General features: G+C 62.4%; 11 protein-coding genes. 5 read left to right on the forward strand and 6 right to left on the reverse strand.

The features are described from left to right. The first annotated feature begins 134 nt into the window (after positions 1–134). From repA to QWJ46_RS03385, 4 genes are all read left to right on the forward strand, one after another. Positions 135–1,331, forward strand: a complete 1,197-nt coding sequence (gene repA / locus QWJ46_RS03370; protein ID WP_302749013.1) for a plasmid partitioning protein RepA — start codon at positions 135–137, stop codon at positions 1,329–1,331. Next, positions 1,328–2,323, forward strand: coding sequence for a plasmid partitioning protein RepB (repB, locus tag QWJ46_RS03375; protein ID WP_302749015.1), 996 nt, complete (start codon positions 1,328–1,330; stop codon positions 2,321–2,323). The genes repA and repB overlap by 4 nt, the downstream gene beginning before the upstream one ends. Positions 2,324–2,477: 154 nt before the next feature. Beyond that, positions 2,478–3,695 (forward strand): plasmid replication protein RepC, encoded by a 1,218-nt coding sequence (gene repC, locus QWJ46_RS03380; protein ID WP_302749016.1) that lies wholly within the window; start codon positions 2,478–2,480, stop codon positions 3,693–3,695. A 175-nt stretch (positions 3,696–3,870) separates the two neighbouring features. Next, the gene (locus tag QWJ46_RS03385; protein WP_302749017.1) at positions 3,871–5,004 is read left to right on the forward strand and encodes an RHE_PE00001 family protein; all 1,134 of its coding nucleotides are present in this window, start codon (positions 3,871–3,873) and stop codon (positions 5,002–5,004) included. A gap of 123 nt (positions 5,005–5,127) precedes the next feature. Here QWJ46_RS03385 and QWJ46_RS03390 read toward each other — a convergent pair whose 3' ends face one another. The 3 genes from QWJ46_RS03390 to QWJ46_RS03400 are packed head-to-tail and all read right to left on the reverse strand — an operon-like array spanning position 5,128 to position 7,152. Further along, on the reverse strand, positions 5,128–5,838 hold the full coding sequence (locus tag QWJ46_RS03390) for a Bax inhibitor-1/YccA family protein (protein WP_184458521.1): 711 nt from the start codon (positions 5,836–5,838) through the stop codon (positions 5,128–5,130). A gap of 20 nt (positions 5,839–5,858) precedes the next feature. Then, a complete protein-coding gene (locus QWJ46_RS03395) occupies positions 5,859–6,626 on the reverse strand; it encodes an anti-sigma factor (protein ID WP_184458519.1) in 768 nt (255 codons plus the stop codon). Next, positions 6,613–7,152: a sigma-70 family RNA polymerase sigma factor gene (locus tag QWJ46_RS03400; protein WP_184458517.1), complete on the reverse strand. Its 540-nt coding sequence runs from the start codon at positions 7,150–7,152 to the stop codon at positions 6,613–6,615. The genes QWJ46_RS03395 and QWJ46_RS03400 overlap by 14 nt, the downstream gene beginning before the upstream one ends. Before the next feature lie 187 nt (positions 7,153–7,339). On the opposite strand from QWJ46_RS03400, the gene QWJ46_RS03405 reads away from it, so the two are divergent. Further along, positions 7,340–7,624, forward strand: coding sequence for a hypothetical protein (locus QWJ46_RS03405; RefSeq protein WP_302749020.1), 285 nt, complete (start codon positions 7,340–7,342; stop codon positions 7,622–7,624). A gap of 22 nt (positions 7,625–7,646) precedes the next feature. On the opposite strand, the gene cueR is transcribed toward QWJ46_RS03405, so the two are convergent. The 3 genes from cueR to treY all read right to left on the reverse strand — a co-directional run bounded on the left by cueR (position 7,647) and on the right by treY (position 13,324). Then, positions 7,647–8,036: a Cu(I)-responsive transcriptional regulator gene (gene cueR / locus QWJ46_RS03410; RefSeq protein WP_064808024.1), complete on the reverse strand. Its 390-nt coding sequence runs from the start codon at positions 8,034–8,036 to the stop codon at positions 7,647–7,649. 9 nt (positions 8,037–8,045) lie between these two features. Beyond that, on the reverse strand, positions 8,046–10,580 hold the full coding sequence (locus QWJ46_RS03415) for a heavy metal translocating P-type ATPase (protein ID WP_302749026.1): 2,535 nt from the start codon (positions 10,578–10,580) through the stop codon (positions 8,046–8,048). A gap of 134 nt (positions 10,581–10,714) precedes the next feature. Further along, positions 10,715–13,324 (reverse strand): malto-oligosyltrehalose synthase, encoded by a 2,610-nt coding sequence (gene treY, locus QWJ46_RS03420; RefSeq protein WP_184458513.1) that lies wholly within the window; start codon positions 13,322–13,324, stop codon positions 10,715–10,717.

Raw genomic sequence — 13,324 nt, forward strand, 5'->3', positions numbered from 1 at the left:
GAGTTGGCCGCGGCCAACTCGCCCGCCACGGCGGCTTGACCCCTATTGTTGCCGTGAATCCCGAATCGTGTCACTTTCGATACGCTTTTTGACGCTATGTTGACAGAAAAGCGCATCGAAAAGGATTGGGTGTTTTGGACAACATTAGCGTATCGACGACAGACGTGCGGATCGAGCGGCATGCGAACCAGCTTTCGCGGCAACTGAAGCTCCTCCGCGACAAGCTGTTTCCGCCGCTTGCGCAGAAGACGCTGCGCACATTCTCTTCCGGCGAAGCCGCCCAGATGATCGGCGTTTCTGACGGGTATCTTCGTCAGCTTTCGCTGGATGGCAAGGGGCCGCAGCCGGAACTTTCCTCGAATGGTCGACGCTCCTATACGCTCGGGCAGATCAATGAATTGCGCCATTATATGGCGAATCTCAAGCCGAAGGATGCGCTGAGCTACCTCCCGTGGCGACGCCCCGGCGAAAAGCTGCAGACGGTCGCCGTCACCAATTTCAAGGGCGGTTCGGCCAAGACGACGACGACGCTCTATCTGGCGCAATATCTGGCGCTGGAGGGTTACCGGGTGCTGGCGATCGATCTCGATCCGCAGGCCTCGCTCTCCTCCATGCTGGGCGTTCAGCCGGAATTCGATCTTTCAGACGGCGATACGCTGTATGGTGCCATTCGCTACGATGCAGCTCGTAAGCCGCTGAAGGAGATCGTCCGCAAGACCTATTTCGACGGACTCGATCTGGTGCCCGGCAATCTCGAACTGATGGAGTTCGAGCATGAGACGCCGCGGGCGCTCAATGACCGCCAGAAACCGGCCGAGCTGTTTTTCCGTCGCGTCGGCGTCGCCATTGCCGAGGTCGAGGCCGATTACGACGTGGTGGTGATCGACTGCCCGCCGCAGCTCGGCTACCTCACCCTCGGTGCCGTTTGCGCCGCCACGTCGCTGCTCATCACCATCCACCCGCAGATGGTCGATGTCGCCTCCATGTCGCAGTTCCTGCTGATGACCTCGGATCTTCTCTCCGTGGTTCGCAGGGCGGGCGGCGACCTGCAGCACGACTTCATCAAATATGTCGTCACCCGCCACGAACCCTTCGATGCGCCGCAGTCGCAGATTGTTGCGCTGCTACGCAGCCTCTTCGGCGACGACGTGCTGACGGCAACCATTCTCAAATCGACGGCAATCGCGGATGCCGGCCTGACAAAACAGACGCTTTTTGAAATCGAGAAGGGGCAGGTGCGCCGCTCGACCTATGATCGGGCGCTGGAATCGGTCAACGCTGCCAATGGCGAGGTTCTTGCCGGCATTCACAAAGCCTGGGGCCGCAGATGAGCAGACGCGATCGCCTGAAAGGTCTTTTCGACGATACAGCGCAGGAGTTGGCCGCGGCCAACTACGAGGAGCCTTCTTCGCGCGGATCGGCTGGTCCGGTTCGGACAATGGCGCTGACCCTTGGCCGCATGGAGGAGGAGAGCAGGGCGATGCAGGAGGCTTTGCTCTCCGGCGAGCGCATCGTCGAACTCGATCCCGACCTGATCGATTCATCCTTCGTCCGCGATCGCCTTGCCGACCAGCCGCTCGATCGCGAGGACGAGCTGGTGCAGTCGATTGCCGACAATGGCCAGGAAGTGCCGATCCTTGTTCGGCGCCATCCCGAAGACGGCGAGCGTTACCAGATCGCCTACGGCCATCGCCGGCTGCAGGCCGTCAAGCTGCTCGGGCGTAAGGTGCAGGCGATCGTCCGTCAGCTCGACGACACCGATGTCGTCATTGCGCAGGGCATCGAGAATTCGGCGCGCCGGAACCTTTCCTATATCGAACGCGCCGTCTTTGCTCTCAATCTCGAGCTCAAGGGCTTTGAGCGTCCCGTTATCATGAAGGCGCTGTCCACTGATAAGACCGAGCTATCGAAGCTGTTGTCGGTCGCCAAGGCCATTCCGGCCGAAATCATTAGGTCGGTGGGGGACGCACCCGGTATCGGACGACGCAAGTGGATGGCGCTTGCCCAGGACTGGAATGGGACGACGGTGGCGCGGCTTGCGAAGCTCATCGCCTCGGATCGGTTCAAGGCGGAGGAGAGCGACCGCCGATTCGAGCTGTTGGTCGCCGAAGTTGCCAGGAAAGAAGCGAAGCCGGAGCCCACGGAATATGACTGGAAGCCGAAGAGCGGCGGCAAGATTGCCGGCCGAATCAAGAGCGCCGGCAATTCCTTCACGATCGCGTTGAAAACCGGCGACGCGCCGGATTTCGGCGCTTACATTTCACGCCGTCTCGATGAGCTTTACGAAGCCTATCAGGCCGGCAAGTTGCAAGCAGGAGAGTAAGCCGCAAAAGAAAAAAGCCTCCGAACGTTGCCGTCGCGGAAGCCTTTCTCATATCTGGACAATCTGAGAATCGCACTTCCTCGAATCAGTGTCAAGCATCTTCGGCATCCTTTTGGGTGGTAGATTTCTTTTGCCTTGAAAAAAGGTGAGGGACATGGAGCCTCAATATGTATCGACGCCCTTTGGGCGGCGATCGATGACGCTTGGCATGCTGGCAAGCCAGGAAAATGCCAGCAAAGTCGATCCGGACGCATCGGTCGACAAATGGAAGATCTTTCGCGCGCTCTGCGAAGCAAAGAGCATGATCGGCGTGTCCGACCGGGCGCTTGCCGTTCTCAACGCGCTGTTGACCTTCTATCCGAAGAACGAGATTGCCGAGGCCAACGGTTTCGTGGTCTTTCCGTCGAACGAGCAATTGTCACTGCGCACCCATGGCATGGCCGGCACCACGCTGCGCCGAAACCTGGCGATGCTGGTGGAGGCCGGCCTGATCATCCGGCGGGACAGTCCGAACGGAAAACGGTTTGCCCGCCGCAACGGCGAGGGCGGGCTCGGGGAGGCCTTCGGCTTCAGCCTGGCGCCACTCCTCGTGCGCGCTCGCGAGATCGAAGCCCAGGCGGCGCAGGTGCTGGCCGACAAGCTCGAATGGAAGCGCCTGAGAGAGCGGCTGAGCCTTTGCCGGCGTGACATCACCAAGCTCATCGAGATCGCGCTGGAAGAAGAAATTGCCGGCGAATGGATCGAGATGCAGCAGCATTTCAATCGCCTCTCGGCAAGCCTGCCGCGCCGTCCATCGACCGCGGAGCTCCAGAACCTGCTGACCGATCTCGAAGCCTTCCGCGAACTGATCGTCAAGACGCTGGAATCGAACACAAAAGCAAAAAAAACAGACGCCAATGACAGCCGAAACGGTCGGCACATACATAATTCAAACCCACACCCCATATCTGAACTTGAACCAAGCTTCGAACCGAAGCGGGGCGCAAAGCCGGAGGAAGAACCGCGGCCGCGGCGGGAGCCGCCGAAATCCTTCCCCCTTGCCATGGTGCTGCAGGCCTGCCCCGAGATTGTTGCCTATGGGCCGGGCGGCGGCATCGGCAGCTGGCGGGATTTGATGGCCGCCGCCGTCGTCGTCCGTTCAACCCTCGGCGTCAGCCCCAGCGCCTATCAGCAGGCCTGCGATGTCATGGGGCCGGAAAATGCTGCCACTGTGATCGCCTGCATTCTGGAACGCGGCGGCCATATCAATTCGGCGGGCGGCTACCTGCGTGATCTGACGCGGCGAGCGGAGCGCGGTGAGTTCTCGCTCGGTCCGATGTTGATGGCGTTGATGCGGGCCAATGGTCCCCCGATGGCGAGAAAAACGGGATGAACGGCCCAAAAGCTTCGCGCCAGTCGCAGCGGTTAAAGGGATTGTGGATCGGCCATCGGCCATCTTCTTCGCTTCCTTCCCGCACTTTTGTTGAAACGAACCGTTAACCATGTCATAGATGGCGGAAGAAAACTGCCCTTTTGCTTCCATTTGTGAAAAACCGCAAAGCTTAACAATGCGCTACGATATCGACGGTGTAATGCTCCAAACCCTGCTGCCATTGCTTGCCGCGGCGGAGGATGCGGTAGCGCGGCTGGACGAGCGGGTGTTGCGCTCGTCGGTTGGTGAGGGATTTGCCGAACGCAGCCACTTCTTCGATGCCGCAGGTGCGCTATGGGTCGCCGGCGAGCTCGTCCACGTCGAGGACCTCGTTCTGCACGACGCGCATATGGATAGCCGCGCTCCCAGCCACGAACTGACGATCGCCCATTCGGTGCTGCGGACGCGTCGGCGCATCTGGACCGGCGAACCGTCCTGGGCGCTCGGCGCCTCGGGGCTGGCAACGCTGACCGCGACCGCGGGGGAAGGGGAGGGCATCACTCACGAGGCCAAGAGCCAGGCGATTGCGGTCGGGGCCGACGAAGAGGGCGAGAATGAAGATGCGCCGCTCGCTGCCGAGTTGGCCGAGATCGATGCGATTCTTGCCCGCTCGCAGAAGCTCATCGACATCCATACGGGCAAAGCGCCGTCCGGCGAGGCGGCCGCAATATCTCCAGTCAAGCGCAACGATGACCCTCTCGGCCTGTTGGGCGACGAGGAATGGGATGAGGAGCAGCGGCTCGCGGAGTGGCGGGGCGTGCTGCCCTTGGCCGACAGCCTGCCGCCGGTTCTCGGCGCCGTCATCCTGTTCGAAGCCTGGGACAGGATCGAGCCTTTGCGGCGTCAGCATTGGCTCGGCGGGCTTCTGGTCGAAAGCTACCTGCGCGCCCGCGGCAAGGTCGCTTCGCATCTCTTTTCCTTTTACGGCGGGCTGAAATTGGTGCGCCACGAGCGGCGTCGGGCCCGCGACCGGGCGACGCGGCTGCAAGCTTTTCTCGAAGCGATGCAGCTGGCTGCGGCGGCCGGCCTCAAGGAAATCGATCGGTTGTCGCTGGCCCGCACGCAAATGGAGCTGCGCTTTCGCGGCCGTCGCTCGAACAGCAGCCTGCCGGAGCTTGCCGATTTCATCCTGTCGCGGCCGATGGTATCGGCAGCGATGATCGCCCGTCATCTGCGCATCACGCCGCGCGGCGCGCTGAACCTCGTCAACGAGATTGGCATTCGTGAAATCACCGGCCGCGGCCGCTATCGCGCATGGGGCATCATCTGAAATAAAAAATACGGCCGGGTCGACGTCCGGCCGTGTCTTTGAGAGTGAACGCCCGGTCTGCGATCCTGTCACAGATTGCAGACCGGACGCTCTTGCGCTTCCATTGCCCCCAGAAGCGCGATCCTATTCCCGCTCGCCGGTGAAGTTGAGCAGAAGCTGGAAGATGTTGACGAAGTTCAGGTAGAGCGAGAGCGCACCGAAGACGGCAAGCTTCTGGTTCGATTCCTGATCGTAATTTTCCGAATATTGTTCCTTGATGTTCTGGGTGTCGTAGGCAGTCAGACCGACGAAAACGACGATACCGATCACCGAAATAGCGAACTGCAGCGCGCTCGAGCCCAGGAAGATGTTGACGATGGCGGCGATGATGATGCCGAAGAGGCCCATCATCAGGAACGAGCCCATCTTCGAGAGGTCACGCTTGGTCGTGTAGCCGTAAAGGCTGATGGAGCCGAACATGGCCGCGGTGATGAAGAAGGTCTGGGCGATGCTCGTCTTGGTGAAGACCAGGAAGACGGAGGCAAGCGACAGGCCCATCACGGCGCAGAAGGCCCAGAAGGTGATCTGGGCGGTGCTCGCCGACATCGTCTGGATGCGGAAGGAGAAGAAGAAGACGAAGGCGAGCGGCGCCAGCATCACCACCCATTTCAGCGGTGAGCCGAAGATCGGTACATAAAGCGCCGGCGTCGAGCCGACGATGAAGGCAACGATGCCCGTTATGACGAGCCCAAGGCCCATATAGTTGTAGACGCGCAGCATATGCTGGCGCAGACCCTCGTCGAAGAGGGCCTGTGAGCCGGCGACGGCTCCGTATCGGGGATTGATCGGGTTCATGCTGATCTCCTCGGTTTGAACTAGTAGAGCGAACGGGCGAGTCGTTCGGCCGCCTGATCGAGATTGAGTCCGCTATCGTCGGCGATCAGCGCATAGGCGACCTCGCCGATCTGCCAATAGGCGGCTTCCGCTTTTTCGAGTGCGAGATGGCTGACCGGCCGGACCTCGAAGGCTCCCGGACGGACGGCGAAAAGCGAGAGCCGCTTTCCATCGGCCAACTTGATCGCCATCTCGACGCTCGGGCCGAATTCGGACGGGAATATCTGCACGTCGGCGATCTTCCAGTCTTTCGGCAATTCGGGCATGACGATCGCGGTGGCGGCGCGTATGTCCTCGGCGCTATAGCTGGTCGGGGTCTGCGACGGCATCGAGGCGCGCAGGGCCGCGGTCTGATAGGCGCGGACGGCATCCTCGACATAGGCGGGGGCCGGAACGGAAGCAGCCACCTCGGTCGCCGAAAAGGCGCCGAAGGAATTATGCGCCACCCAGCCGGCGGTGACCAGAATGCCGACGGCGGCGATGCGCTGCATGGACTGGAGGATGCGGCCATAGGAAAGGCCGCGTTCCAGCCGGCGAGCGGCATCGCGGGTCTCGGCACGGCCGAAGGCATTTTCGCCGGCAAGCGCCAGGCGCAGCTCACCCTTCATGCTGAGATCGGCCATAACCTTAGCGGCAATCGCTGGATTCTCCGAGAGATAGGACTCGACCTGAATACGGCGGGCGACATCGAGCTCGCCATCCACATAGGCGTCGAGATCGGCATCGATGATCGGATCAACTGCTTTCATTGCCGCTCCCTCCGATTAATTTGAGATGCGAAACGCGCGGCGTCTTCTCCTCGAATTCGCGCAGCTGCGCCCGGGCGCGGGAGATGCGCGACATCAGCGTGCCGATCGGAATACCGAGCGCATTAGCGGCTTCCTGATAGGAAAGGTCTTCGATGGCAACGAGATGCAGCGCCTCGCGCTGCTCCTCCGGCAGGTCGAAGAAGGCGTCGCGCACCTGCTGCAGGCGCACGGCATGTTCCTGGCCGGCCGGCAGCGACTGCTCGGCTTCGACAACCGCTTCGTCGTGGCGACGCGTCAGCGACCGATTCCGGCGAAGACGATCGATATGGGCATTGTGCAGGATGGAAAGCAGCCAGGTGCGCAGATTACCGCCGCTTCGGAAGCTCTTTCTCTTCTCGAAGGCGCGCACCAGAGCATCATGCACCAGATCCTCCGCCTCATCCGAGTTGCGCACCAGCGCGCGAGCGTAGCGCCTCAGCGCTGCAAGCTGTCCGATGACATCGAAGGGGCGGTCTTTGCGTTCCATGCTTGAGTATACGCAAGCGCGGCGGATTTTATTCCCGGCGGCATAAAAAAATCATGCCGGCCGGATTGCCGCCGAAGAACCGGAGGGAAATAGCACCCGCGAGCACATGTGCGCCCTAAATCGGCGATTGTTTATGACAATTACATGACAGATCATCACGCCGCTGATTTGCAGGGGAAGATAAAGAATGAAGGAAAAGAAGCGGGTCTACGAAGCTCTCGTGGACGGCGCCATGGAAGGGCTGACGGGTGAGGCACTCTATGATTTCGTCAAGGCGCGGTGCTCGAAAGCCACCAGCAAGAAGATCGTCAGGGCTTCTCTTCTCGCTCTGACCGATCCTCATCTCAGGGACCGCAATATTCTCGACGTGATCTACGCGCTTGCGATCAAGCATCATCTCGATGAAGGCGTGCTTGATGACGGCGACGAGGACGAACCCGCCGAGCAGGCTCCCTTCAGGACGTTCAGCTAGCCTTCCGGCGTTTCTAAGGCGGTCAGCGACCGTCCGAGAGCTCTTCGAGAATCGGACAGTCCGGCCGGTCGTTGCCATGGCAGGCATGCACGAGATGCTCGAGTGTGCGGCGAAGTTCCGTGAGCTCGCGGATCTTGCGGTCGATCTCCCCGAGTTTCGTCTCGGCAATGTCCCTGACATCGGCGCTCGCCCGGGCTTTGTCCTCATAAAGCGCCAGCAATTGCCGGCATTCCTCGACGGAGAAGCCGAGGCCGCGCGAACGCTGCAGAAAGCGCAGCTTGTGAACATCGGCCGCAGCATAGTCCCGATAGCCGTTTCCGCCCCTTTCGGGGCGGATCAGGCCGATATCCTCGTAGTAGCGGATGGTCTTCGAAGGCAGGCCGGACCGCTCAGATGCTTCGCCGATATTCATTGCCGTCTCCTATAATTTTGCAAAGCGCAGTCTCAGCGCATTTGATATCACCGATACGGACGAGAGGCTCATCGCCGCCGCCGCGATCATCGGCGAGAGCAGCAAGCCGAAAACGGGATAAAGGATGCCGGCAGCGACCGGCACGCCGAGCGCGTTGTAGCCGAAGGCGAAGCCGAGATTCTGGCGGATATTGCGCGTCGTCGCCTCCGCCAGCCGCCGCGCCCTGACGATCCCGTTGAGATCGCCTTTGACCAAGGTAATGCCTGCGCTTTCCATTGCAACATCGGCGCCGGTGCCCATGGCGATGCCGACATCGGCGGTCGCAAGAGCCGGGGCGTCGTTGACCCCGTCGCCGGCCATGGCGATCACGGCGCCTTTGGCGCGAAGTTCCTCGATCAGCGCCTTCTTGCCTTCCGGCAGCACGTCGGCACGGACCTCATCGATGCCGAGGCTTTTCGCCACCGCCCGCGCCGTGCGCTCGTTGTCCCCTGTCGCCATGATGATCTTCAGCCCGCTGTCGTGCAGCGCCTTGATCGCGGCCGATGTCGTCGGCTTGACCCGGTCGGCGACCGCGACGAGACCGGCAAGCTTGCCGTCGATCGTCACGAACATCACCGTCTTGCCGTCGCCGCGCAGGGCTTCGGTCTTCTCCGACAGCGCCGAAGGATCGACGCCGAGATGGGCGAGCAGCGCCGCATTGCCGAGCGCCACCTTTGTGCCGTCGGCTATGCCCTGGACTCCCCTGCCGGTCTTCGCCTCGAAGCCGCTCACCTCCACGAAGGCGGCACCGCGCTCTTCGGCGCCGGCAACGATCGCTTCGGCCAGGGGATGCTCGGAGCCGCGCTCGAGGCTCGCGGCCAGCGACAGCAGCCGGTTCTCCTCGACGCCGCCGACGGCGACGATGTCGGTGAGCACAGGCTTGCCTTCGGTCAGCGTGCCGGTTTTGTCGACGATCAGCGTGTCGACGTTGGAAAAGCGCTCCAGCGCTTCGGCGTCCTTGATCAGCACGCCTTCACCAGCGCCGCGCCCGGTCGCGATCATGATCGACATCGGTGTCGCAAGGCCGAGCGCACAGGGGCAGGCGATGATCAGAACGGCGACGGCGGCAAGCAGCGCGTTTGCCAGGCTCGGCTCCGGTCCGATGGCTGCCCAGACGACGAATGCAAGCATGGCTATGGCGACGACGGCGGGCACGAAGACGGCCGACACCCGGTCGACCGCGCCCTGAATAGGCGCTCGCGAACGCTGCGCCTTGGCGACCATGTCGACGATGCGCGACAGCACAGTGTCTGCGCCGACTTTCTCGGCCGACATCACGAGGGAGCCGTTCTTGTTGATCGTGCCGCCGGTCAGCCCGTCGCCCGTCGTCTTCTCGACGGGCAGAGGCTCGCCCGATATCATCGATTCGTCGACGGTCGACTGGCCCTCGAGGACGGAACCGTCGACCGGTACGCGCTCGCCCGGGCGCACGCGCAGCCGGTCGCCGGTCTGAATCTCCTCTACCGGCACGTCGCGCTCGCTGCCATCGGCATCGATGCGCCGCGCCGTCTTCGGCGCGAGGTCGAGCAGAGCGCGGATCGCCGAGCCGGTACGCTCGCGTGCCTTCAATTCCAGCACCTGGCCGACGAAGACCAGGGCCACGATGACGGCGGCCGCCTCGAAATAGACCGGCACGGTGGCCCCATGGCCGCGAAAGCTCATCGGGAAAAGACCGGGCGCAAGCGTAGCGACGACGCTGTAGACATAGGCGGTGCCGACGCCGAGGCCGATCAGCGTCCACATGTTCGGGCTTCGGTTGACGACAGACGCCCAGGCGCGGCGGAAGAAGGGGAGGGCGGCCCACAGCACGACCGGCGTTGCCAGCGATAGCTCAATATAGGTCGCCAGCGGTTCGCCGATCGCTTCCCGGAGCGGCAGGCCGAGCATCGGTCCCATCCCGAGCGCCAGCAGCGGCAGGGCAAGGATGGCGCTGACCCAAAGCCGCCTGACGAAATCGACAAGTTCCGGATTCGCTCCTTCGTCGGCCGGAGGAATGCCCATCGGCTCCAGCGCCATGCCGCATTTCGGGCAGTCGCCAGGCCGGTCGCTGACGACTTCCGGATGCATCGGACAGGTATAAAGCGTACCCTTCGGCGCCGGCTTTGCCGCCGGACGGGCGCCGTTGCGATAGGCCGAGGGGTCGGCCTCGAACTTTGTTTGGCAAGCGGCCGAGCAGAAGTAGAATTTTTCGCCCTCGAATTTCACGAAGTATTTTGCCGTCGAACGATCAACGGCCATGCCGCAGACGGGATCCTTCGCCGTCAGGTAATCCTGCGGCTGAGCCGCAAACTTCGTCCGGCAGCTCTCGGAGCAGAAATGATAGACATGACCCATGTGTTCGAACGAGGGTTTGCCGGCTTGCGGATCGACCGTCATGCCGCAGACGGGATCGCGGACCACCAGTTCGGCCGCCTTCTCCTGATGATCATGGCCGCAATGGCAGTGACCGTCGCCGTGGCTGTGATTGTGGTTGTGATGGTGGCCGTGTTCGTGCTTGGTATCCATGACTATCTCCTATGCCCGAAGGGCAGTTGGAGAGGCTTATCCACCTTCCAGCAACTGGAAGGTCAAGCGCTAATTTTGACGATAGCCATTTTATCGGCCGCTTCGAGTCGCGCGACGGCGGCATCGCCCGATCCTCAGATCGGGCTGATCAGCCCGAGCGGCTGGCTCCCGAGCAGTGCGGCGACCGAAATGCTGCCTCCCGGCTCGATTGTTTTTCCGGTCACGAGATCCGCCTTCAACCCGTGAAGAGGGGAGGGCACCGCGATCGCCGTGTCTTCCCAGAACTCCGGACCGGCAAAAAGCACGCCGGGATCGAGCCAGCCGAACATCAGCCGCGGGGCGACGGTGATCGCGAATTCGCTGTTGTGCACGCGGGCGAAAGCCAGCACGTGATCACGGCGGCTGCCTGTCGTCTTCAACGGCAGATAATCGCCTTTGGCGAAGAGCACCGGCTGCCGCTGGCGCAGCTGCAGCCCAATTGTAACGATGCGCTGCTTCAAGGCCGCCGCCTGAAGCTTGGCGATCGGTCCCGCTTCATCAAGCCAGGCCTTCAGCCTGGCATGATCGACCGGCCGGCGATTGTCGGGATCGACAAGACTGAAGTCGAAAACTTCCGCGCCCTGGTAAATGTCGGGAATTCCAGGCGCCATCAGCTTGAGCAATGTCTGTGACAGGCTGTTGACGTAGCCGGCCGCAATGAAGGGCTGCAGCACCCTTTCGAAATCGTCCAGAAAGGCGTCGTTGTCCGGCGACACCAGCGCCGCCGCATAGGCCGTGATCGCCTCCTCGTAGGCGTCATCCTGTTCGCTCCAGGCGCTGCGCAATTTCGCCTCGCGCACCGCCTTGATAGCGTAATCGGTAAAGCGGGCGCGAAGCTCTTCTATCTGTCCTCTGTCGAAATCCTCCGGCCAGACGCCGGCGAGCGCTTGATACAGCATCCATTCGGTATTCGGCTCGGGTGCTGCACCGTCCGGCAGATCCTTCAGCCACGGCCTATTCATGTCACGCCAACGCGCCACCGCCTGAGCAAAAACATCGGCACCCTCGCTCAGCACATAGAGCCGCGCGCGCGCATCCTCGCCGCGTTTGGTGTCGTGCGTGGCGCTTGCCGAAAGCCCATGCGGCTGCAGCCGCGCCCGCTCGGCCATGCGACGATGGAAGCCGTCCGGCCCCTCGGGCGCCTTTCCGGGTTCGCCGCCGACCTCGTTTGCGGCAAGTAGCCTGTTATAGCGGTAGAACAGCGTATCCTCTGTCGCCTTCGCCATGACCGGCCCGCTCAGCTGCTGAAAGCGGATCCGGAATTCATGCGCCGCATCCCCTTCGATCTTGCCTTCAAGAAGCTTCAGCACGTGATCCAGCGCGCGCCGGTCGTCGAGCTGCGCCATGACCTGCGATGCGGTCGCGGCAAGGACGGCCGAATCCTGCCAGCTCAGCGGACCGCCGTCGCCATAGGTGCGGTAGACGGGGAATGCGATCAGCAGCTCGCGTATGGCGGTGGCGATCTCTTCTCGGCTTATTTCGGGAAAGATGCTCGCCGCCATCGCAACCAGCCTGCCGGTCTCGCCGGCGAAATTGCGCTCGACCATCTGTCGCTTGGCAAGGCGCCGGCCCTCATCGAGATCGCCGGCCTCGCCGGCGAGGCCGCGATAGGCATCGTCCAATATCCGCAGGCCGCCGGCGTCGATGAAGAGCTCGCCGAGAGCGGCGATGAATTCATATCCGGTGGTGCCCGCGACCGGCCAGCTCTCCGGCAGGCTCTCGCCCGCCCCGAGGATCTTTTCGACGACGATGTAGGTGTCGGCCCCGACTGCTGACCTCAGCCTGTCGAGATAGGCCTTGGGTTCGGCAAGCCCGTCGACATGGTCGATGCGCAGGCCCTGCACCTTGCCATGGCGCACCAGTTCGAGCACCAGCCGATGCATGTCCTCGAACACCGAGGGATCTTCGACGCGGGTCCCGACCAGTCCGGTCACCTCGAAAAACCGGCGGTAACTCAGATGCCGCGCCGCTTCCTTCCAATGGCTCAGCCGCCAATGCTGCTCCTCATGCAGGCTTCTCACGAAATCGCGATCGGACGAGACGTCTTCGAGCTTCTCCCGAAGGAGCGCCCGATCGCCGCCCTCGAAGAGAATGTCGCGCAACGCGCGGGCGAAGTCCTCGCCTGACGTCGCAGCCGCGGCCTCCGCCATTCGCGTTGCGACCAGATCGTCGAGCCGGTTTGCGATCGCGCCGTAGCTGCCGGGTTTGACCGGCAACAGCGTCTGAAAATAGGCCAAGGCGAAGTTGCCGTGCGTCTCGTCGAGGACGAGGCGCAGTTCGCCTGAAGCCAGCGCCTCTTCGAAATCCTGGCCGAGCTGCGGCAGGGTCAGCGGTTCGCTCCAGTCGATGTCGAAATGGCTGGCATAGGCGCTCTGCGGACCGAAGGCCAGCACGTCCCGCCACCAGGCGTTCTCAGGCGAAGCGGCCATATGGTTCGGAACGATGTCGAGAACCAATCCCATGCCTGCGGAGGCGAGGCTTTCCGTCAGCCGGTCGAACCCGGCGCGGCCGCCAAGCGCCGGATCGATCTCATTGGCGTCGGTGACGTCATAGCCGTGAGTCGAGCCGCTGACGGCGGTGAAGATCGGTGAGGCGTAGAGGTGGCTGATGCCGAGCGTCTTGAGATAGGGAACGAGGTCGCAGGCACGATCGAAGGTCATGCCGTTGCGGAACTGTATCCGGTAGGTCGCTGTCGGAAGAGTCAT

The organism is Rhizobium sp. CBN3, assembly GCF_030518245.1.
GTDB lineage: Bacteria > Pseudomonadota > Alphaproteobacteria > Rhizobiales > Rhizobiaceae > Rhizobium > Rhizobium aethiopicum_A.